The organism is Hyphomicrobium sp. 802, assembly GCF_000526135.1.
Classification (GTDB): Bacteria; Pseudomonadota; Alphaproteobacteria; order Rhizobiales; family Hyphomicrobiaceae; genus Hyphomicrobium_B.
Map to the genome: position 1 here is coordinate 2,369,443 of NZ_JAFM01000001.1, position 21,977 is coordinate 2,391,419.

Consider the following 21,977-nt stretch of genomic DNA (forward strand, 5'->3'; position numbering starts at 1 on the left):
CAAGGGGTCCATTTGGAAAAAGGGCTCCATAAAAAAAGACCAATGGGCGGTGGCGACCCACGCAATTCAATCCAGGAGAAGAGGATCCTCGTGAACAAGTTGATTAAGACACTTGCAGTCGTATTGATGACGTTCGGGGCTGCAGGCGCTGCCGCTGCGAAGGAGCAAACGAAGACTGACGAAGCACACGCAGCGGCTCCCGCTGCGAAGCTGATGCAAGTTGCGGAAGATGCCGCTCCCAATCCGGACGATCCGAACGCCCCGCCTCCGGGCTCGCGCAAGCCCGATGGCGATGCCGTCTATCCGAACCCTGTCAGTGAACTGGCGAAGAAGGATGGCATCAAATTCGAAGACGGCCGTTATCGCAACAAGGACGGCGATCCTGTGCCGGTCGTAACGAAAGACTACATGGTGGACTGGGGTACCTGGAACGGCTTCCGTCGCTATCATGACGCCTGCCACGTCTGCCACGGTCCGAACGCTTTGGGCAGCACGTTTGCTCCCGCTCTCGCCGACTCGCTGAAGACGATGGATTACAATACCTTCATTGCGACCGTTTCGAGTGGCCGAAAGGTGAACCGCGGCGGCACAGAGTTCGTCATGCCGTCGTTCGGCGAAGACAAGAACATCATGTGCTACATCGACGATATCTACACGTACATCAAGGCGCGCTCGACAGGGGCAATGCCTCCGGGTCGCCCGAACGGCCGTGAAGACATCTCGCCGGAAGCCAAAAAAGCTGCCGACGACTGCACCGGCTGAGGTCTGGAAGTTTTTTCCGACCTTCTCATATGAGAAGCCTGCGCCGCGCGTCGGTGTCGCGTGATGCAGTCCAGGACTATCGGCATTTCAATGGATCGGGGGCGGGTCGCGAACGCGACGTGCCCCCAGTCCATATCAAGGGCCGCGACGTTCACGCCGCCATAACAAAAAGGTTACTCACGTGAGGAAACAAGCGCTCAAGATTTCGAACTTCTCAGCGCCGACTTTGGCGCTCGGAGTGATCGCGACGACCGTGTCGATGGTCTTTGCATTCGCAGGTGCGGCGCAGGCCGCTGAAACTCCCAAGGCCGACCTCGTCAATCGTAAAGAGCTTCGCGTCTGCGCGGACCCGGCCGATCTTCCGTTTTCGGACCAGAAAGGCGAAGGCTTCGAAAACAAGATCGCAAACATTATCGGCGACGAACTGAAACTTCCTGTCGTTTATACGTGGTTTCCCAAGGCAACGGGCTTCATTCGCATGACGCTCAACGCCAAGCGCTGCGATCTGGTGATCGGTTGGGGGCAGGGCGACGACATGGTGCTCAACACCAACGCCATTTATCGTTCGACCTCGGCGCTCATTTACAAGAAGGGTACCGGCCTTGATGGCGTTGAATCGCTCAGCGATCCGCGTCTTCAGGGAAAGCGCATCGGCATGCAGCAGGGCTCGGCCGGCGCTACGCTCGCAGCGAAATACGGACTGATGGCCAACGTCCACGGCTATCCGATGATCGTCGATCGCCGCTATGAAAACCCGGCTGAAGACATGATGAATGATATCCGTAAGGGTGACATTGCAGCCGGTATTCTGTGGGGACCGATGGCAACCTACTGGGCGAAGCGCGATGGCGAGCCGCTGGTTGTCGTCCCCCTCGTCAAAGACAACGGTGCTGCACGTATCGCGTTCCGCATCACGATGGGCGTGCGCAACGGCGACGACAACTGGAAGCGGCGACTCAATGAGGTGATTCGCAAGCGTCGCGCCGACATCGACAAGGTGCTGCTCGACTACGGCGTGCCGTTGCTTGTCGATGATGATACATCGACCGAGATGGTCACCAAGCCGCGACAGTCGGAAACCGATCTGCCGGCGCCGTCGAATGCGGCCGCGACGACACCAGCACCAGCGGCTGCGACGCCCTAAACAAAACGCATTAGTGATATCGGCCCCGCTCGTCGTTTGGCGATGGTGCGGGGCCTATTCTTTAGGCTGCAATTGGAGTTCCGCGGATGCCGCTGAAATCGGCCTTGCCAAAGTTTCTGGCGGCGGTGATCGCGGCATCAAGCACGTTCGGCAGTCTTGCCATCGGCTCCGCCGATCGCGTGTTGGCCGAAGACGTCTCCGGGCCATCGCCCGTCGGCCCGCCGCCGCCCGAACCGAATAGCTATCGCACCGACAAATATCGTTCGCCGGTGCCGTTGACGCTGAAGGGCGCTACTGTCCTATCAAGCAGCCAGGCCATGAAAGTCTGGTCCGAGGGCCACACGGTATTTATCGACGTTTATCCGCATCCGCCGAAGCCCGCAGGGTTGCCGCCCGGTACGATCTGGCGGGAGACAACGCACATGACGATTGAAAATGCGGTCTGGCTGCCGAATGTCGGCTATGGGGCGCTGTCATCTGGGTATGAGAATTATTTCAAGCACAATCTGGAAAAGCTCACTGCCGGGGACAAGGCAAAACCGCTGGTCTTTTTCTGTCTCCGAAACTGCTGGATGAGCTGGAATGCCGCGAAACGGGCGCTGAGTTTCGGTTATACCAATGTCTCATGGTTTCGCGATGGTACTGACGGTTGGCAAGAGATCGGCGGCCTCGTCGTCGATGCGCACCCGCTGCCTTAGAATTTCGGATTGAAATCTCCGAATTCGTCACCGGCGGATTTCCTTCGGCGGCGGCCAATAATCCATTGACTTCAATGTGTCGCACCTGCTGCGAGACAAGACGTGAAATTCTGCGCGCGTCAGTCAGTCCACGTTCATTGGTGGTCCAGATTTGGGTTGTCATACAACGGCGTGGGGTGGCGTATTGCAGATCTCTGCTTAAATTGCCTTGAGCGTGCGAGGGTACCGCGACAACGGGGGACGATGTGACACTGAATGAACTGGCAATCTTGTTGGCCGCGTTGGCGCTTGCTGCTCCGCTTGCACGGTGGCTCGGCATAGCCGCTGTGCTTGGCTATTTGGTTGCCGGGGTCATTCTCGGTCCTTACGGAATTGGGCGCATGTTTTCCGTGCAGGACGCCGAGCAGGTTCTGCACTTCGCCGAATTCGGCGTCATTCTATTGCTTTTCCTAATCGGTCTGGAGCTTCGTCCGCGGCGACTATGGGCCATGCGTCAGGCCATTTTCGGGCTCGGAACACTGCAAGTCGCCATTACAGGCCTTGCGCTGGCGTGCGTCGGCATTTTCTTCCTGGGCAGCGAATGGCAGCCGTCGCTGTTTGCTGGGACGGCGCTGGCGCTGTCTTCGACAGCATTTGCACTTCAGGTGATGGAAGAGAACGGCGAGCTCTCGACCCGGCACGGCCGTTTAGGGTTCTCCATTCTGTTGTTTCAGGATATCGCGGCCATTCCGCTGATCGCTTTGGCGCCGTACTTCGCCGTGTCGGCAGTTAAGACTCATACTGGGATCGATTATTTTGCGCTCGCGAAGGGCTTGGGGACGATCGTTCTGGTCGTGGTCGTAGGTCGGTATGTTCTCGATGCGTTGCTGCGCCTCGTGGCCCTGTCGCGCGTCAAGGAAGCGATGACCGCTGCAGCGCTGCTGACGGTCGTCGGTATTACCCTGATCATGGAAGCTGTGGGGCTTTCAGCCTCTCTCGGTGCTTTCATCGCTGGCGCGCTGCTCGCAGAGAGCAGCTATCGACATGAGCTTGAAGCCGACATTGCGCCGTTTGAGGGCTTGCTGCTTGGCATCTTCTTCACCGCGATCGGCATGTCGCTCAATCTCGGGCTGCTGATTTCGGCGCCGGCACTGATCATATCGGCAACTCTCACCCTGATCGTGGTCAAGTCGGTCATTCTGTATCTGCTCGGACGCTGGCAGGGGCTTGACTCGGGACCGGCGCGACGGCTTGCGTTCGCGCTTTCGCAAGGCGGTGAATTCGCATTCGTTTTGCTGTCGGTTGGGCAAGCGGCGGGTGTGCTAGGCAGTGGCTCGTCGCAGATCATGGCGGTCATCGTAACGCTGTCGATGGCGATGACGCCGCTGTTGCTGGGCGTCGACCGGCTATTTTCGAAGAAGTCGAAGGTCGAGATGCGGGCATTCGATCCGCTGCCTGACAACGATGGGCATGTGGTGATTGCTGGCTTCGGCCGGTTCGGCCAGATAGTGGCCCGCGTGTTGCGCGCCAAAGGCGTGCCGTTTACGGCGCTCGACATCAGCGTCGAGCAGGTGGATTTCGTCAAACGGTTCGGCAACAAGGCCTTCTATGGCGATGCAAGTCGGCCGGAAGTGCTGGAGGCTGCGCAAACCGACAAAGCGAAAGCCTTCGTGTTGGCCATCGACGATGTCGAAGCGTCGATGCGTGCGGCGGAAATCGTCAAGACGCATTATCCGCATGTGCCGATCTATGCACGAGCGCGGGATCGAATGCATGCCTACAGGCTGCTCGATCTCGGCGTTGCTGCGATGCGGCGCGAGACGTTTCTGGCCTCTCTCGATCTCACAAGAACGCTGATGCTTGGACTAGGGTATTCTGAGCGTGTGGCGAACCGCACCGTGCAGACGTTTCGCGAGCATGACGAGCGGCGTCTGAACGAGGATTACAAGCTCGCGACCGATGTCGAGAAGCTCTTGGAACGGGCTCGGACGTCTCAGGCCATGCTCGAAAAGCTCTTCCGCGAGGACGAGGTCGAGGAGGCCAAGTTGGCGCAGGCTGAGAAGGCCCAACGCGACGCCAAGGGCCAGCGGGAGAGCAAGGTCAAGGCGGGCGGTATCGCGTCCTGAGCGTGACACTTGGTCCGTCGCGGGGCGGCGGGGCCTGAAACGCCCTGTTTTTTGCCGTGCGCTACCCTTGCGCGCGCGGTAGACGCCGCTGCAATCCCCCGGTAAATGTCCCACCACTTTACAGCGCGCCAGCGGCGCTTAGCGGAACGGACTTAAGTAAGATAATGAGCAAAGCTCAAGTCGTGGCGGAGACATCCTCAACGCCGAGCCTCGAGGATATGGCTAACGCCATCCGCGCGCTCTCGATGGATGCGGTTCAGGCTGCCAATTCTGGGCATCCGGGCATGCCGATGGGGATGGCGGACGTTGCCACGGTCCTCTTCACCGAAGCGCTGAAGTTCGACGCCGGCGCGCCACAGTGGCCCAACCGGGATCGTTTCGTTCTCTCGGCTGGTCACGGTTCGATGCTTCTTTATTCGCTCCTCTATCTTACCGGCTATCCGGAAATGACGATCGAGGAGATCAAGAATTTCCGGCAGTTCGGATCGAAGACGGCGGGCCATCCGGAATATGGTCATGCACCAGGCATCGAGACGACGACGGGGCCGCTGGGCCAAGGCATCGCCAATGCGGTTGGCATGGCGATTTCGGAGAAGCTGCTCGCGGCGCGGGTCGGCTCAGATCTTGTCGATTACCACACTTATGTCATCGCCGGTGACGGCTGCCTGATGGAAGGCATCAGCCAGGAAGCGATCTCGCTGGCCGGGCATTTGAAGCTCGGCAAGCTGATCGTGTTCTGGGACGACAACTCGATCACCATTGACGGCGCGACGAGCCTTGCCGTGTCGGACAGCGAGGTGAAGCGCTTCGAGGCGTCTGGCTGGAATACGATCCGCGTCGACGGTCATGACGCGGCGGCGATTTCAGCGGCGATCAAGACGGCAAAGGCCGATCCTTCGAAGCCGTGGTTAATCGCGTGCAAGACGCAGATCGGCTATGGCTCGCCGAACAAAGCTGGAAAATCGTCGGCGCATGGCGAAGCGCTGGGCGCGGATGAGATCAAGGCCACGCGCGCGCAGCTTGGCTGGCCATACGAAGCCTTCGAAATCCCTGAACACATCTTGTCGGCGTGGCGTGCTGTCGGAAGCCGCCATGCGAAGATGCGTGACGACTGGACGAAGCGCGAAGCCAAAGCGGATGACGCGACGAAGGCGCTGGTCTCGGGGCGCGATCTCAAGGCCACAGTTACGAATGCGATCATCGCCGCGAAGAACGATTTCGCGGCCGACAGCGCCAAGCGCGCGACGCGTGTCTGGTCGCAGATGACGATCGAGCGGCTCATTCCGGTGCTGCCTGAGGTCATCGGCGGCTCTGCGGATCTTTCGGGATCGAATGGCACCCGCACGAAACATCATGTGTCCGTTACGCCCGACAACTTCGCGGGCAACTATATGCACTATGGCGTGCGCGAGCACGGCATGGCAGCAGCGATGAACGGCATCGCGCTGTCGGGCTCGTTCGTGCCTTATGGCGGCACGTTCCTCGTCTTTTCCGATTACTGCCGGGCTTCGATCCGTCTCTCGGCATTGATGCAGCAGCGTGTGATCTACGTTCTGACGCACGATTCCATCGGCCTCGGCGAGGACGGGCCAACGCATCAGCCGGTCGAGCATTTGAGCGCGCTGCGCGTCATTCCGAATTTGCACGTTTTTCGTCCGGCCGATGGCATCGAGACGGCTGAGTGCTGGGAGTTGGCTCTCGTCACGGCCGACACACCGTCGGTGCTGGCGCTTTCACGCCAAGCCGTACCGAACCTTCGCACCAAGGGCGATCAGAACCTCAGCGCCAAGGGTGCCTACGTGCTGACACCGACGGAAGGCGCGCGCGACGTGACGCTTCTCGCAACCGGTTCAGAAGTTGGTCTGGCGGTCGAAGCCGCTGCAACTTTGGCAAAGGATGGGGTCAAGGCTGCGGTGGTTTCGATGCCGTCGTTCGAGCTGTTCCGCGCCCAGCCCGAAAGCTATCAGAACGAAGTTTTGGGAGATGCACCGCGTATTGCGATCGAAGCAGGCGTACCGCAGAGCTGGTACGAATGGCTGCGCAAATCGGATGTGTTCATCGGTATGCATGGGTTTGGTGCTTCGGCGCCGGCCTCGAAGCTTTACGAGCACTTCGGCATTACCGCGGCGCATGCGGTCGCGGCTGCGCGCAAGGCGATCGGAAAAACTTCGTGATGCACTGAAACGCAGGCGCAGCGCAAACCGTAATGGTGTCTTGATGAACCTCGATAAGTTGAAGACGACCGACGGCATCGACGTCGCAGGAAAGCGCGTGATCGTGCGGGCAGATCTGAACGTTCCGGTCAAGGACGGGAAGGTGACCGACGCGACGCGTCTGGAGCGCGTGCTGCCGGGCGTGAAGGCGCTGGCTGATCGCGGGGCGAAGGTTATCGTCATCTCGCATTTCGGACGGCCGAAGAACGGACCGGAAGCGGACTTGTCGCTGCGGCCGATCGCAGACGCGATGCAGCAGCTTCTGGGGCGGCAGATTGCATTCGGGCCGGACTGTATCGGGGAACAGGCACAAGCGACGGTCGGCGCGCTTAAGAACGGTGACGTCGCGCTGCTCGAAAATCTGCGCTTCCACAAAGGCGAAGAAAAGAATGATCCGAAATTCGCCGAAGAGCTCGCGAAGCTCGGCGACATTTTCGTGGGCGATGCTTTTTCGTGTGCACATCGCGCTCATGCATCTACGGAAGGACTGACCAACTTCCTGCCGTCTTTCGCAGGTCCGCTGTTGATGGAAGAAATCAACGCACTCAGAACGGCGCTGGAAATACCGCAGCGCCCGACGGCGGCCGTGGTCGGCGGGGCGAAGGTGTCGACTAAAATTCCGGTTTTGACGAACCTCGTCGCGAAGGTCGACAAGCTGATCATCGGCGGCGGCATGGCGAATACGTTTTTGCAGGCGTCCGGCGTGATGGTCGGCAAGTCGCTTGCGGAGCCTGAATTCGATGCGACGGCGCGCGATATCATGACGGAAGCCAAGCAGAAGGGTTGTGAGATCATTCTGCCGGTCGATGCCGTTATCGCGCGCGAGTTCAAGGAAGGTGCGGCGAATGAAGTGGTGGCGGTCGACGAGGTGCCGTTCGACGCTATGATATTGGATGTTGGTCCAAAGTCCGTTGCGCGCACCACCGATGTGCTTGCAGCGTCGAAAACGCTGCTATGGAACGGTCCGCTCGGCGCTTTCGAAATTTTGCCGTTCGGAGAGGGCACATTTGCGCTGGCGCGCGCTGCCGCGGAATTGACGAAAGCCGGTAAGCTTGTGTCGGTTGCCGGCGGCGGCGATACGGTCGCCGCCTTGAATGCTGCCGGTGTGACGGACGATTTCACGTATGTCTCGACCGCGGGCGGCGCGTTCCTCGAATGGCTCGAGGGGCGTGAGTTGCCCGGCATCGCGGCGCTCACGCGCGAGAAAGTGCATTAGCCCGCGGGCAGTTTGAAAGAAGGCAGCATGCTGGCAGATGTCCATATCTACCTCGGTGTCGCGCTCGCGGGACTGGTAAGTTTTCTCTCGCCATGTGTGTTGCCTCTGGTGCCCCCTTATCTGGGTTACATCGGCGGCACGACCCTCGATCAGCTGACAGGGGAAGACAAGATCGACCGGCGCGTCTGGTTGCGCGTCGTCGCGTCCGCTGTTTTCTTCGTGCTTGGCTTTACGACCGTGTTCGTCAGCCTCGGTGCGGGTGCAAGCACTATCGGTCAGGTTTTGCTGTCCTATCGAGCGGCGCTCGGAACTGCGGCCGGCGTCGTCATCATCCTGTTCGGCTTGCACTTCCTTGGCATCTTGAAAATTCACGCGTTCTATAAGGAAGCGCGCTATTCGGCGGCCGAGATGGAGGCAAGCTTCTTCGGTGCTTACATCATGGGGCTTGCGTTTGCGTTCGGCTGGACGCCGTGCATCGGGCCCGTGCTCGCAACCGTGCTGACGCTCGCAGCGAGCGAGAACAGCCTCGCGACCGGCGTCAAACTGCTTTTGATCTATTCGCTGGGGCTCGGGGTTCCGTTCATTTTGGCGGCCGTCGCTGTCAGGCCGTTTCTCGGCTTCATGCAGAAGTTCAAACGGCATTTCGTGACGCTCGAGAGGGTGATGGGGTTGCTGCTCGTCGTGACCGGCTTGCTGTTCGTGTTCGGCGCGCAGAACTGGTTCAGTCAGTGGATGATCGAAAACTTTCCGGCACTCGGCAGGATTGAATCCTACGTTACGCCGGCCGATCTCGGGGCCGAGATTTTGAAACAAGGGGCGCACTGAACGCTGTCGATGCCATGAGCGCTGAAACGCCTCCGATTGCGCTGACGATTGCTGGCTCGGACCCGTCGGGCGGCGCCGGCATTCAGGCCGATCTCAAGACGTTTGCTGCGCTCGGCGTTTACGGCGCCAGCGTCATAACGGCGTTGACGGCGCAGAACACGACCGGCGTATCTGGTGTGTTTGCGATCCCTCCGGATTTCATCGCAGCCCAATACCGGTCTGTCGTATCGGATCTTTCGGTTGGCGCGATGAAGACCGGCATGCTCGGAGATGTTGCGACCGTCGAGATTGTGGCGTCGCTTCTAGGAGAGACGGGCGCCGCGCCTGTCGTCGTTGATCCAGTCATGGTGGCGACCAGCGGCGATGTGCTGCTGAAGCCGGATGCCATTGATGCCGTGCGCCACGCACTAATTCCGCGCGCGAGCCTCATCACGCCCAACCTTCCCGAGGCCAGCCGTTTGCTCGATCGTCCGGAAGCGACGACCGAGGCTGACATGCGCGGACAAGCCGAGGCGCTTATGCAGTTCGGCTGCGGGGCTGTTCTGCTCAAAGGCGGCCATGGGCGCGGGGAGGATGTGATCGATATGTTGTTCGACGGCAAAACGCATGCGTCGTTTCGTAGGCCACGTATCGTCACAAGCAATACACACGGCACGGGCTGTACATTATCGGCGGCGATTGCGGCCGGTTTGGCTCTCGGCAAGCCTCTCGATGCGGCTGTCGCCGATGCCAAGGACTTCGTTTGGGGCGCGTTATCGTCGGGTTCGCACTTGCATGTTGGAAAAGGTCGCAACGGTCCGATCGACCACAATTTCGCACTCAGAAAACTGTAGGCTGATTTTCGGGGTTCAACGTTTTTGGGTTTCCAATATGCGATCTGTTGCGAGGGCGCATCGTCCAGCACCGACTCGCCTGCTGCGTAAAGAGTCAAGTCTTGCACCATCAGTAGGACTTTGGCAGCTTGCGCGCGATTTCGGTGGCACGTCCGCCGCTTAAGGACTCCGGGGGGAGCGCCAAGCGACGTTTCGAGGGATTGAGACTCGGCTTGGCAAGAACCGGTCCGCTTCGGCGGGCCGGTTTTTTGTTGCCCAGGAAGCACAGCGCTTAGGCATCAAATCCGAACACTGAGTTTCATGTTTGAAACCCTGATGTGGCGCGGAGGCGATGCAGCTATTGTGGCATTTGTGGGGAAGGCGCTGAGTCGTCCTGGGGGTCACGAATGCTGTCTTTGAGCAAAATCAACATAATAAAAAATGCGTGCCGCCTTTTGGGAATTAGCTCGGCAGCCGTGCTGGCGCACATAGGCACGGCTTCCGCCGGCGGTTTCGATATTCACGAGCAATCGACCGTGTTTCTGGGTTCGGCTTCGGCAGGGTCGGCGGCAGGCGGCAGCCTCGGCTCGATGTTTTGGAACCCGGCGGCGACGGCCCAGTTTCCGGGTTTGAACACTGAATCGTCCTACACATTGATTCTTCCCTACGCGAATGTGGACGTTAGCAATCCGTTGGTTGGCTCCGGGAGCAGCGGCAACATAGGCATCGATGCGGTGAGCGGTGCAAGTTATGCCGCCCTCCAGATCAACAAAGACCTCTGGGTTGGTCTCGCGCTGAATTCGCCGTTCGGCCTTGCGACGAAGCCCGATAACGTGAACTATCCGGGTTCCTATCTCGGCGTGACGACCAAGCTTTTGACGATCAATGCCAACCCAACGATCGCCTATCGCATCGCGCCTGGAATCACGATCGGTGCTGGACTTCAAATAGAATGGGCGCAGGCGAAGCTTCAATTCCGCGATCTACTGACGCAAAAACTCGATAGGTTCGGCGGGGCGGATTGGGCATTCGGAGGTACCGCGGGTGTCACCCTTGAGCCATTTACCGGGACAACCATTGGTCTCGGCTATCGATCCCAGCTGACCCATAACATTGATGGATCCTTCAGTGCCCTTGGCGGCCTGCCGGGGACCGCTACGGTCAACCTTCCAGATATCGTCACTCTCAGCGGGCGGCAGGTCATAACGCCGACGACGCGGCTGCTCGGTACCGTAGAGTGGACGAACTGGAGCCGATTCAAGAACCTCCCGCTATCGTTGCCATCGATCGGGGGTGGGCTCAATCTGCCGACGAACTGGGCTGACGGCTGGTTTTTTTCAGTTGGTGGAGAATACGACTATACGCCCTATTTGACGTTGCGAACCGGTGTCGCCTACGAAATGTCGCCCATCGATTCTGCGACGGGGCGGATCGTCCAAATTCCAGACAATAATCGCGTTTGGCTGAGTGTCGGCGCGAGCTATAAATGGACCGAAGCAACAACGTTCGATATCGGCTATTCGCACATCTTCATTCAGGACGGCGGTGTAGACATTAGTACGCCGGAAGGAACAGGCACCCTCGCCCCACTCCCAACCTTGGAATTCAAAGGCGAATCGCAAGCTGCGGTCGATCTTGTCTCGTTCGGCATGCGGACGAGGTGGTAAGATCAGCCAAGCCACAAAAAAGCCGGGCATGGAGCCCGGCTTTTTTTGTGTCACTATGCCCGGCAGCTAATCGGCCTCATCAACCTGCAACTCGTGCAGGATGCTTTCGAGAACGCCTTCGAGTTTGTTAGCCGATGTTTCAAGTGCGCTCGCGGCGGCGACGACGCGGTTCGATTGGGCGGCCTGCGATTGGCTCATGGCATAGAGCTTACCGGCATTGCGGGCGATTTGCTCGCAGCCTTGCGGATCAAACGGATTGGCCTGGAGCGACCAGGCGATATCGTGAATGTCTTCGGCAGCCTTGAGCATGGCATGTGTCGGCAGCACGCTTTCATCCATCGTCGGGCGTGCCAGGAGGGCGGCTCGGGTCTCGGCCATCTGGGATCGGACGACTTCGATTTCGGCCTTGAGCTGGCCGAGCAGCGCCGGCGGCTCGCGGAGGGAGCCTTGTAGACGGCGAATGGCGTCTTCAAGCAGGGCGCTGTCCAGGCGGCGCGCGCGGCGGCCGTGCTCGGCCAGGAACCAGCGTCCGCGAGCGGTTTCGAGCAGTGTCGCCTCAATGGCGCGGTATTCGGTTTCAATATCGTCGGTAACGGGCGAAGTGAGAGCCTGCATGCCAGTTGTGCTCCGCAAAAAATCGCCTCAACGGGTATGCGATTCGCAAGTGGCGAAGACACAACCTCCGGCTGAACTAAACAGGACTTATCGGGCAGCGCTACGCCTTCCGCGTTATAGTGTGGCATGAGCATAGAGATGCGAGGACGGGCATGGTCAGCGGGGATGACGCAAAGCGCAATTTCGCGATGCGCGTCGCGCTATTTTACGGTGCGTTGTTCGTCTTTTACGGCATGCACACGCCGTTTCTTCCAGTCTGGCTGAACTGGCGCGGACTGTCTGCCGGCGAGATCAGCACGGTAATCGCGGCGCCACTGTTCCTGCGTGTGTTCGTGTCACCCGTGGTTGCGATGGCAGCAGATCGGAGTGGAGCGCATCGCCGGTATCTGGTGGTGCTTGCGTGGCTGACGATCGCGCTGGTGTTGGCACTGGCCGCATCATCGTCGTTCTGGCCGGTGCTGTTGTTCGCGATTGCCCTGATGCTCTGCAACTCGACGATCATGCCGCTGATCGAGACGATCGCGGTGACGGGTGTTCGCCACCGTGGCCTGGACTATGGGCAAATGCGGCTGTGGGGATCGCTATCGTTCGTGGCGGCAAATTTTATCGGCGGGTTGGTGATCTACGCTTTCGGCGGTGGAGCCGGTATTTGGCTGATTGCGTTCGGGTGCGTTCTGACTGTTGCTGCCGGACATTTCCTGTCTCCCGACGAGCGATTTGAAGATGCGATCAAGCCAGCGCTGCCGTTGTGGCGGTCGTCCGTGTTGCACGATCTCCTAAGCCAGAAGCAATTTTGTTTGTTTCTCGTGGCGGCTGGTCTCGTTATGGCTGCCCACGCGGCGTTTTTCACATTCGGAATTCTGCTTTGGGAAAAGCAGGGCCTTTCGGCTGCTTGGTGCGGAACGCTGTGGGCCGTCGGCGTCTTTGCCGAGGTCATGCTGTTTTCCGTTTCCGGACGGGCGGTCGCGCGGATTGGATCATTACGCATGATCGCGCTTGCCGCGTTGGCGTCGATTGTGCGTTGGTCGGGGATGGCGTTCGAGCCGCCACTTGCGATGCTTATTCCGCTGCAATTGCTGCATGGCGCGACCTATGGCGCTTGCCACATCGGCGCGATCCACTTCATCCACGAAAACGTGGCGCGCGATAAGCAGGGCACGGCGCAATCACTCTACGCGACAATGGCTGCGGGTGTCGCGCTCGGTGCGGCGACGCTGGTCGCTGGATGGATCTACGTGCGCGCCGGGTCGCTGTCATATCTCGGGATGGTCGCGATCTCGATGGTGGCGCTTGGCGCAGCGCTTTGGCTGCTCCGCAACCGCAGCGGCTCGACGATGGCGGCGGCGGATCCAGTGTAAGGCGGGTTAGCCCCACAGCTCAGGGCTTGGCGGCTGAACGATGCCGTTGTCGATGCGCAGGCCGTGCTCGCGATCCCGCGCCAACAGAAGCGGGCCGTCGAGGTCGATCCAGTCGGCATACGGTGCCAGCAGCATCGCGGGCGCAACGGCGAGTGATGTTCCGACCATCGAGCCGATCATGATCTTGAGACCGTTGCGGCGTGCTTCTGCGACGAGGCTGATTGCACCTGTCAAGCCGCCCGCCTTATCGAGCTTGACGTTCACGGCGTCGTAGAGACCGATGAGATGCGGGATATCGTCGGCGGTATGAACGCTTTCGTCGGCACAAATAGGGACGAGGTGGGGAGTGTCGCGGAGGATGCCGTCCTGACTGGCGGGAAGCGGCTGTTCGATCAATTCGATGCCACATTCAGCAGCGACTGCGAGCAGGGATGTCAGGGTTTCTGCGGTCCAAGCTTCGTTGGCATCGACGACGAGATGCGCGTCTGGGCGGACCTGCCGGACGGCGCGCATGCGTGCGTCGTCGCCGGCACCGCCGAGCTTCAGCTTCAAGAGCGTGAGAGGGGCAACGCCAGCGGCTTTTGCAGCCATCTCCTCAGGAGCGGCGAGACTCAAGGTGAAGGCGGTGACTTTCGGCGCGGGTTCGGGAAGAGCAGCGCGCTTTGAAACCGGAACGCCGGTCTGCTTGCTTTCGAGGTCCCAGAAGGCGCAGTCGAGGGCATTGAGGGCCGCGCCGGGTTTCAGCTCGTGAAGCAAGTCGGCGTGTGTTGAAAAGCGGTCGGCGGCTGTTCGGATGGCATCGAGGACGCCATCGACTGTTTCGCCATAGCGGCCATAGGGCACGGCTTCACCGCGGCCTCGGTGCGTGCCGTCCGTTATTTCAACGACGACGACATCGGCCGCGGTTTTCGCACCGCGTGAAATGACGAAGGCTTCCCTGAGTGGCCATGCCTCGTGTCGTGCTTCGATGCGGACAGGCGACATGCAGACAGGCGACATGGCGGCCTTTGCCGGTTAGCGAATCCGGCCAACCGCGTGCGCGAGGAAGAGATAGACGCGGCCGGTATCGGACACGAGGTGGCTTTGGGCCGTGCGGCCCGACGGGTCACGCGTGTCGGCTTCCTTGATGATCCGTTCGAAGTCGGTGAGGTACCGGAAGATCGACTGCGACAGGTCCGCGTCGGTCTGGGCGCGGGCTGCGATTTCGTCGAACAGCATACGCGCTTCCGGAGCGTAAATGCTGCGGACCAGGACGTTCCTCTGACCCGCGCGAATGCGGTTCCAGATGGCGCCGGCCGTCTGCGGATCGAGCGCGCGGGAGATCATACCGACGTCGAGGCGCACCGGAGCGGCCGAGTGAGGGGGAGCCGAATGCGGTGGAGGTGCAGGTTCGGGCGCTGGCGGAACGTTGCGGACCGGCGCGTGGTCTTCTTCGTGCGAGGCGCGGGCAAGGAGATCGCCGAGCGACCAGCCCTCGCGTTGATCCTGTTGGACGCTGGTGCGGCTGCGGCTCGGCGCATTTTCCTGTTGGATGAGCGCGGAGGTCAGAGACGGTGTCGGCGCGAGACGCGCGGGCGCGGGAGCTGGTTCAGGGCGCATGATTTCGCGAGGTGCGTTGGCGCGCTGGGAAATTTGCGTCAGCTGTTCGATGGCGCGCAACTGATCCTGCAGGGCGCGGCGCATCGATTCTGCCGTCTCGCGCGTCGAAGTCGGGAGGCGAGAGGCTTCTTCGCGGATGCGGGCCTGCTCGCTCGCCAGGGTGGCGGCGGCCTCGGCTGCCCGGAGGCGGGTTTCTTCGGATGCCGATGAGAGGCGGGTCGATAGCGTTTCGAATTCGCGAGACAGTTCGCCCGATACGTTCTGGAAGCGATGACGGAGATCGGATAGCGCGCGATCGCTCTGGGCCTCGGTCTCATGCTTGACGCGATCGAGTTCGGCCATCAAGGCGCGCGAGCGGCTCTCGGCGGTGTCGCGCAGCTCCTCGGCAATGGCACGGGCCTTGAGTTCGATATTTTCGAGCGAGCCTTCGAGGTTCGACGAATAACCGGCGATGGTGCGGCCGAATTCGTCGGCTTTGCCGGAGAGGCGATCAATGGTGTGCGAAAGCTCGGCGTGCCGCGTCTGCAGCGTCGACTCGATGCGAAGGTTGGCAGTGTCGAGGACGTTGGCGGCTTTGAGGATCTGCTCGCCCTGGTTCTCGAAGCGGTTGGTGACGCCGTGGATCTGCTGGAACAGATTGTCGGCGACGTCCTGCAGGATGCCCGACTGTTTCGAAAGCCCGTCGATGGCCTTCATCGTCTGACGCGTGATGTTTTCGCTCGTCCGGCGGACGGCGTTGATGCCGTTTACGACGGAATCGTCGAGTTCTGTCGCCTGCTGCGCAATCGTTTCACGGAAGGTCTGCGAATGGAGCTGCAGGGCGTTCGTCAGCAGAGACGCCTTTTCGCTGACCGCGTGGTCGATGGCAGTCGTCGAGCGCATGATCTGATCGTCGAACAGCTCAAGCCGCTTCTGGAAGGCTTCATCGAGCGAACGCGTGCGTTCGACAAGCTGGATGTCGAGGGCTTGGGCGCGGTTCGACAGCGTGGTGTCGAGCGCGCGCGCATATTCTTCGAAAACGGTCTGGAGGTTTTCAGTGCGGTTGCCGAGCGTCGTGTCGAGGGTCTGCATGTAACCGTCGAACGTTGCGCGCATCTGTTCGGTGCGGGCGCCAAGCGCGCTCGAGAAGGCGGTGGTGTAGTCTTCGAGAACCGACTGAAGCTGTAGCGTGCGCGAACCGACGGCATTCTCAAAACGGCCCGTCGCGGTGGCGAGCGAGCCTTCAAGGTTGGCGAGGTTTTCGCCGGCGTTGGCGATGATGCCGCGGAGAGTTAGCTGTTGTGTCGAGAGCTTCTCGATCAGCGTCGGAATTTCGGTGCCGAGCGTTTTCAGCGTTTCGGTGACGTTGGTCGAAGTGTCGAGAAGCGCGTGGCGTTCGCCACCGAGCTCGTTGATCAGCTCGCGGATGCGGCGCTCGTTGTGCTCGTAAGAGCGTTCGAGTTCGGCGACGTGATTGTGCACGAGTGCTTCAAGCTCGCCGGCGCGACCAAGGGCGCGGGACACGGCGTCGTTCATAAACGAGACCTGACGGCGGACTGCCTGGCCCAGGCTCGCAATCGATTGTTCGGCCGTGCGGTCGGGCTCGGCGAGGCGAATGGCGACTTCGCTCATCGTCGCGGATTTAAGTGCCAGCGATGCGATGTGCCACGACAGAAGGGCTAACAGCCAGATGATGGCGATCGGCGCGATGATGGCGGTCGCGGTGTAGAACGTTGTCGGATGCAGCAGGAGCGACGACAGGGGCTCGCCTGCCTGCCATCCGGGTGCAAGCGTCAAGGCGCCAACGATCAGTCCGACGACGGCCCAGACGGCGCTGCCGATGGCGGCGTAACGAAAGACCTTGTTCGACGGCTTCTGTTCGAGCGCATAGATCAGGCCGCCGATGCTCGGGATGTCGTCGTTGGCGGCGATTTTACCACGGACGGGTCCTGCCGGACGGCGGCGCGCGACGCGGCGGGCTGGCGGCTCGGTCGTGGGTTCGTCTGCTGGCTGTTCTTTGTCGGGCGGCGGCATCGGCGCCGGCGCGGGAAGAGCTAATGCTGCGGCTGTCGCGGCTGGCGCCTGGGCGGCATCGATTGAAAGCAGCGGCGGGGGAAGGGAGGGCGCCGGTCTTGAGGCAGGCTCCTTGGCGTCTGTCGCGGTTTGCGCATCGCTAGGGATGCCGTCCAGGGACGGTTCGACGGGCGGTGTTCTGCCCGCAATAGCCATGAGTTTCGCAATCTGATCTTGCGACATTGCGCAATGTCCCCCACTCGATCCGGTACGCGGCACAAGCCCGTGCGCTTCAGGCCACCGGAACTCCCATTCGCACCCTATAAGAGTTTTAATTGCCCGCAAAATGGAAAGACATGCGTAACCATAAGAAATGTCTATGCATCTTAGGGGGTTAGCGAATTGGGACCGATAATACGGCCGGATTGCGGCGGCAGGCGCTCCTCCGATGCGGCTGCGGCCTCACGTCGTAGGTTAAGTAGCCGTTTATGACGTTGGCCGAAACACTCCGGTCCGATTTACCCAGAGTTATTGCGGTTCTGCGACTATTCTATCCCCAAAAGTTGCGGCCGGGATGGCGGGAATGCGCCGTTCTGACCGCCATCGGTTTAGGTGTGACGTATGGATGCTCCGCGGGCTCGATCGTATGATCTGCACACCCCGGATAGAAGCGACAGGCCGATCGACGTGCCGGTCGATCTCGCTCATCTGAGGCGATATACCCTTGGAGACAAGGCTCTTGAGGCCGAAATTCTCGGGCTTTTCCTCGCGCAGCTGCCTGAAACCATTGCCTCTCTGAGGTCGGCAGAGACTGAGCGGGACTGGAAAATCGCGGCGCATGCCCTCAAGGGATCGAGCAGGGCTGTTGGAGCGTGGCGGATCGCTGCGCTGGCGCAGGAAGCGGAGACGCTTCCGGCGAACATGAAGACCGGTGCTTGGTCCAAGGCGATCGCAAAACTTGAGGCCGCCGCCGCCGAAGCCAGTACCTTCGTCAAGGAAACGGCGTGTAAAGCCTAGCGGTGAGCCGATCTTCTGTGGCCCTCCCGCCGCATCCCCCGCGTTCGGCTTGAAATACTAGCGGCGTCCAATTAAGTGTGCCCGCTAACCAACGATCCCCATCCGTCTGAGGTCGTTCTCAACGGCCCATTCAAGCCTCAAGGACACACGCGCAACCATGACGAAAATTACGTTCATCCAGCCTGACGGCGAGAGTCAGACGGTGGAAGCGGAAAACGGTCTGACCGTCATGGAAGCAGCGAAGCTCAACGATATTGCTGGGATCGAGGCAGAATGCGGAGGCGCGTGCGCCTGTGCGACCTGTCATGTCTACGTTGACGACGCTTGGCGCGACAAGGTCGGCAAAGCGAGCGACATGGAAGAGGACATGCTGGATTTCGCGTTCGACGTGCGCGAGGGCAGCCGCTTGTCTTGCCAGATCAAGATCTCCGATGCGATCGACGGTCTGGTCGTCCGCGTGCCCGCAAAGCAGTTCTGATCAAAGACATTCAACGGACGATCGTGATGGCCGAAACGATTTCTATTGCATCCGCTTCTTCCGAAGTGAGCGCTCCAATCGAGACCGATGCCGTTATCATCGGCGCAGGTCCGTGTGGGCTCTTTGCCGTGTTCGAATTAGGCCTTCTCGATATCAAGGCGCATGTTGTCGATATTCTTGATCGGCCTGGCGGTCAGTGCGCCGAGCTCTATCCGGAAAAGCCGATCTATGATGTCCCGGCGCTGCCTATCGTGACGGGACAGGAATTGACCGAACGGCTGATGGAGCAAATCAAGCCGTTCAACCCAGTCTTCCATTTCAGCGAGCGTATCGACGGCTTGAAGAAGCACGCCGACGGCCGCTTTCACCTCATTACGGATGCCGGCACGGAATTCATTGCCAAGGTCGTCGTGATTGCAGCCGGCGGCGGATCGTTCACGCCGAAGCGCCCGCCGCTCAACGGCATCGAAGACTTCGAAGGCAAGTCGGTCTTCTATTCGGTGCGCAAGATTGAATCGATGCGCGGCAAGGATATCGTCATCGTCGGTGGCGGCGACAGCGCGCTCGACTGGACGCTCAACCTTGCTCCAGTCGCAAAGAGCCTAACACTGATCCATCGCCGCGACGAATTCCGGGCAGCCCCTCATTCCGTCGAAAAAATGCGCAAGATGGTGGAAGAGGCGTCCGTCCGGTTGATGATCGGGCAGGTGACTGCGCTCGAGGGGGCAGACGGGCAGCTGTCGGCGCTCGAAGTAAAAACAGCCTCAGGCAGCGAAAAAATTCCCTGCACGGCCATGCTGCCGTTCTTCGGTCTGACGATGAAGCTCGGCCCTGTCGCGGATTGGGGCCTCAATCTTCACGAGAATCTCATCCCCGTAGATACCGAGCGTTTCGAGACGAGCGAGCATGGCATCTTCGCCATCGGTGATATCAACACCTATCCGGGCAAGCTGAAGCTCATTCTGTCGGGCTTCCACGAGGGGGCGCTGATGGCGCAGGCCGCACAACGGATCGTCTATCCGGACAAGAAGGTGATGTTCCAGTATACGACGTCGTCTTCGAGCCTGCAGAAGAAGCTCGGCGTGAAATAACGTTCGCTGCCGCCCACGCTCAGGCGTGGGCGATTTCCAGAAATCCAAGGGCAAGCAGGACGACGGCACCGGCAGCGACGATCAATTTGCCGCGGCGCGTCGGGGCAGCGGCGCCCATGACCAGCGCCGCAATCAGAATTGCTGCAGATATCAGATTGATCGGCACTAGCGCGGCAGGTCCGATGGAGCCGCGAGCTTCAGGATACGTGAGGCCGATCCAGATGCTGACCGCGACTGCGAGTATCAGCGCGCCGGTGAGCCGCGGCCAGAGTCCGGAGTTCGGTTTCTCTATGCCGGCCAGAGCCAATGCGATGAGAGGGACCACGATCAGTACGACGCCGGTTGTCCCCTTGATCGCGATTTCAGCCCATAGAATCTGTTGCACGCATGCGCTCCGAGAAGCGTGACTGCGGTATTACTGGAAGACTTCCTTCATCTTCTCGCTGGTTTCATCGCCGGTGCCGCTGTTTCCGAAGCCGCTGAACAAGCCGCCGCTGTCTTCTGGCGCTTCGGAGGGAGGAGGCGTGTAATCGCCGGCAAGATTGCGATTGAGTGCTTCCTTAATCCGGGCCGTGCGATCAGGCGTGCAGTAGTCTTCTTCCTGCTCCTTCGCGGAGATCGCCTTCGTCACGCCGTTGAATGCGGTGTCGTAGACGTTGGATAATTTCTCGCCCAGCGTGGGTGCGGATGCCGTTTCGTAGGCGAGGTATTGGCTCTTCAGTTTGCCCGGGTCGAAATTGTAACCGCATTTCAGGGCACGGGCCGAGGTCGCGGCGACGCCCATGGCGCGGGCGACGGGATCGTTCGGGTCGCGGTTTTCTTTTGCCGTGCTCGAGCCGCCCAGAAGCGAACCGGTGGTCGGCAGTTTCGGCAGCGAGGCGCCGCAGCCGCCGAGAGCTACGGTCGCGGCCACAATCAGGATCAGTTTGGCGTTTCTCATTGGGAATGTTCCCCCCACCCCCGATATCGCATTTGAGATGGCCTAGTCGCCGCAGCCGGTCAATGGCCCAGGCGCCATTTCCCACGGTTTGAGACAAACGAGTCGCAATACAACTTTAAGGGTCATCGGCCACGAGTTGGGCCGAAACGGGGCGTCAGCGCATCAGGGCGCGCATACCGGCGTCAAGGCCGTCGAGCGTCAACGGATACATGCGTCCGCCAAGCAGCTTGCTCACGATGCCGATCGAGGGTGTCCAATCCCAGTGGCTTGGATCCACAGGATTGAGCCAGATCGTGTGCTTGTAGATGTCAGCAACGCGTTTCAACCAGACCGCACCCGGTTCTTCGTTCATGTGCTCGACAGAGCCGCCGGCAACGGTGATCTCGTAGGGGTTCATCGAGGCATCGCCGATAAAGATCACTTTGTAGTCGGCCGGATAAGTGTGCAGGACCTGCCAAGTGTCGATCTTGTTGGTGTAGCGACGGGCGTTATCCCTCCAGACGCCTTCATAGAGGCAGTTGTGGAAGTAATAGTATTCGAGATGCTTGAACTCCGAGCGGGCCGCTGAGAACAGTTCTTCGACTTCCTTGATGTGATCGTCCATCGAGCCGCCGATGTCGAAGAACATGAGGAGCTTGACGGTGTTATGCCGCTCGGCCCGCATGCGAATATCGAGGTAGCCCTTTTCGGCGGTGCCGCGGATGGTGCCGTCGAGGTCCAGTTCGGACGCAGCGCCCGTTCTGGCGAACTGGCGCAAGCGGCGTAGGGCAACCTTGATCGTGCGTGTGCCGATTTCCGCCGTACCGGCCAAGTCCTTGAACTCGCGCTTGTCCCAGACTTTGATCGCGCGGCGATGGCGGCTTTCCTTCTGGCCGATACGGACGCCAGCCGGATTGTAGCCATACGCGCCAAAGGGCGACGTGCCGCCGGTGCCGATCCATTTGTTGCCGCCCTGGTGGCGTTCTTTCTGCTCGGCGAGGCGCTTCTTCAGCTCCTCCATGATCTTGTCCCAGCCGCCGAGCGCTTCGATGCGCTTCTTGTCTTCTTCTGAGAGGTGAAGCGTGCTCACGCGGCGTAGCCATTCTTCCGGAATCTCGGCTTCGGCGGCGTCGGGCAGGCTTTCGAGGCCCTTGAAGACATGGGCGAAGATCTGATCGAAGCGGTCGAGATTGCGCTCGTCCTTAATGAGCGTGGCGCGCGCCAGATAATAGAAATCTTCGACGTGGCCGCCTGCGATGCCCGAGCGTACGGCATCGAGAAGGGTCAGATATTCCTTGAGCGTGACCGGCAGTTTGGCTGTGCGCAGCTCGGTGAAGAAGGCCTGGAACATGGGGCGAAACTAGGTGTTTTGGGGCGTCGAGACAATGAGCGGAGCGCCGCAAGCACGTTCTGACGCAAAGAAGCCGCCCAAAGGGGCGGCTTCTCGTATTTCGATCGTCTGGCTT

At 60.3% G+C, this 21,977-nt stretch carries 19 protein-coding genes; 13 read left to right on the forward strand and 6 right to left on the reverse strand.

Going from position 1 to position 21,977, the window contains the following annotated elements:
• The first annotated feature begins 90 nt into the window (after window positions 1-90).
• The 9 genes from HYP802_RS23260 (at window position 91) to HYP802_RS0111915 (ending at window position 11,442) form a co-directional block, all read left to right on the forward strand.
• Window positions 91-762, forward strand: a complete 672-nt coding sequence (locus HYP802_RS23260; protein WP_244421006.1) for a c-type cytochrome, methanol metabolism-related — start codon at window positions 91-93, stop codon at window positions 760-762.
• A gap of 181 nt (window positions 763-943) precedes the next feature.
• Complete coding sequence (locus tag HYP802_RS0111880; protein ID WP_013947524.1) at window positions 944-1,906, forward strand: substrate-binding domain-containing protein; 963 nt, start codon at window positions 944-946, stop codon at window positions 1,904-1,906.
• Between the two features lie 86 nt (window positions 1,907-1,992).
• A complete protein-coding gene (locus HYP802_RS22335; RefSeq protein ID WP_013947525.1) occupies window positions 1,993-2,604 on the forward strand; it encodes a PQQ-dependent catabolism-associated CXXCW motif protein in 612 nt (203 codons plus the stop codon).
• 245 nt (window positions 2,605-2,849) lie between these two features.
• Window positions 2,850-4,709 carry a monovalent cation:proton antiporter-2 (CPA2) family protein gene (locus HYP802_RS0111890; RefSeq protein WP_013947526.1) on the forward strand — a complete coding sequence of 620 codons (1,860 nt, stop codon included), beginning with the start codon at window positions 2,850-2,852 and terminating at the stop codon, window positions 4,707-4,709.
• Window positions 4,710-4,873: 164 nt separating this feature from the next.
• The gene (gene tkt / locus HYP802_RS0111895; RefSeq protein ID WP_013947527.1) at window positions 4,874-6,883 is read left to right on the forward strand and encodes a transketolase; all 2,010 of its coding nucleotides are present in this window, start codon (window positions 4,874-4,876) and stop codon (window positions 6,881-6,883) included.
• A 43-nt stretch (window positions 6,884-6,926) separates the two neighbouring features.
• Complete coding sequence (locus HYP802_RS0111900) at window positions 6,927-8,138, forward strand: phosphoglycerate kinase (RefSeq protein WP_013947528.1); 1,212 nt, start codon at window positions 6,927-6,929, stop codon at window positions 8,136-8,138.
• Window positions 8,139-8,165: 27 nt separating this feature from the next.
• Complete coding sequence (locus tag HYP802_RS0111905) at window positions 8,166-8,963, forward strand: cytochrome c biogenesis protein CcdA (protein WP_013947529.1); 798 nt, start codon at window positions 8,166-8,168, stop codon at window positions 8,961-8,963.
• Between the two features lie 14 nt (window positions 8,964-8,977).
• Entirely contained in the window at window positions 8,978-9,796 is an 819-nt protein-coding gene (gene thiD, locus HYP802_RS0111910; RefSeq protein ID WP_013947530.1) for a bifunctional hydroxymethylpyrimidine kinase/phosphomethylpyrimidine kinase, read from the forward strand.
• Between the two features lie 455 nt (window positions 9,797-10,251).
• The gene (locus HYP802_RS0111915) at window positions 10,252-11,442 is read left to right on the forward strand and encodes an outer membrane protein transport protein (RefSeq protein ID WP_244421007.1); all 1,191 of its coding nucleotides are present in this window, start codon (window positions 10,252-10,254) and stop codon (window positions 11,440-11,442) included.
• A 66-nt stretch (window positions 11,443-11,508) separates the two neighbouring features.
• Here HYP802_RS0111915 and HYP802_RS0111920 read toward each other — a convergent pair whose 3' ends face one another.
• Window positions 11,509-12,057: a hypothetical protein gene (locus HYP802_RS0111920; protein WP_013947532.1), complete on the reverse strand. Its 549-nt coding sequence runs from the start codon at window positions 12,055-12,057 to the stop codon at window positions 11,509-11,511.
• A 152-nt stretch (window positions 12,058-12,209) separates the two neighbouring features.
• On the opposite strand from HYP802_RS0111920, the gene HYP802_RS0111925 reads away from it, so the two are divergent.
• The gene (locus HYP802_RS0111925; RefSeq protein WP_013947533.1) at window positions 12,210-13,415 is read left to right on the forward strand and encodes an MFS transporter; all 1,206 of its coding nucleotides are present in this window, start codon (window positions 12,210-12,212) and stop codon (window positions 13,413-13,415) included.
• 6 nt (window positions 13,416-13,421) lie between these two features.
• On the opposite strand, the gene dgcA is transcribed toward HYP802_RS0111925, so the two are convergent.
• Together dgcA and HYP802_RS0111935 are read right to left on the reverse strand one after the other, a co-directional pair.
• On the reverse strand, window positions 13,422-14,414 hold the full coding sequence (gene dgcA, locus HYP802_RS0111930; protein WP_013947534.1) for an N-acetyl-D-Glu racemase DgcA: 993 nt from the start codon (window positions 14,412-14,414) through the stop codon (window positions 13,422-13,424).
• A 15-nt stretch (window positions 14,415-14,429) separates the two neighbouring features.
• Complete coding sequence (locus tag HYP802_RS0111935) at window positions 14,430-17,249, reverse strand: hypothetical protein (protein ID WP_013947535.1); 2,820 nt, start codon at window positions 17,247-17,249, stop codon at window positions 14,430-14,432.
• A 378-nt stretch (window positions 17,250-17,627) separates the two neighbouring features.
• Between HYP802_RS0111935 and HYP802_RS0111940 the strand changes: the two genes are divergently transcribed.
• The 3 genes from HYP802_RS0111940 (at window position 17,628) to HYP802_RS0111950 (ending at window position 19,592) form a co-directional block, all read left to right on the forward strand.
• The gene (locus HYP802_RS0111940; RefSeq protein ID WP_013947536.1) at window positions 17,628-18,023 is read left to right on the forward strand and encodes an Hpt domain-containing protein; all 396 of its coding nucleotides are present in this window, start codon (window positions 17,628-17,630) and stop codon (window positions 18,021-18,023) included.
• A gap of 157 nt (window positions 18,024-18,180) precedes the next feature.
• Window positions 18,181-18,501 (forward strand): 2Fe-2S iron-sulfur cluster-binding protein, encoded by a 321-nt coding sequence (locus tag HYP802_RS0111945; protein WP_013947537.1) that lies wholly within the window; start codon window positions 18,181-18,183, stop codon window positions 18,499-18,501.
• Window positions 18,502-18,527: 26 nt separating this feature from the next.
• Window positions 18,528-19,592, forward strand: coding sequence for an NAD(P)/FAD-dependent oxidoreductase (locus HYP802_RS0111950; RefSeq protein ID WP_013947538.1), 1,065 nt, complete (start codon window positions 18,528-18,530; stop codon window positions 19,590-19,592).
• A gap of 19 nt (window positions 19,593-19,611) precedes the next feature.
• Here the strand turns inward: HYP802_RS0111950 and HYP802_RS0111955 are convergent, their stop codons facing one another.
• The 3 genes from HYP802_RS0111955 to HYP802_RS0111965 all read right to left on the reverse strand — a co-directional run bounded on the left by HYP802_RS0111955 (window position 19,612) and on the right by HYP802_RS0111965 (window position 21,862).
• Window positions 19,612-19,977, reverse strand: a complete 366-nt coding sequence (locus HYP802_RS0111955) for an ABC transporter permease (RefSeq protein ID WP_013947539.1) — start codon at window positions 19,975-19,977, stop codon at window positions 19,612-19,614.
• Window positions 19,978-20,007: 30 nt separating this feature from the next.
• Window positions 20,008-20,532 (reverse strand): hypothetical protein, encoded by a 525-nt coding sequence (locus tag HYP802_RS0111960; protein ID WP_013947540.1) that lies wholly within the window; start codon window positions 20,530-20,532, stop codon window positions 20,008-20,010.
• Window positions 20,533-20,686: 154 nt separating this feature from the next.
• Entirely contained in the window at window positions 20,687-21,862 is a 1,176-nt protein-coding gene (locus HYP802_RS0111965) for a VWA domain-containing protein (RefSeq protein WP_013947541.1), read from the reverse strand.
• Window positions 21,863-21,977: the final 115 nt, after the last annotated feature.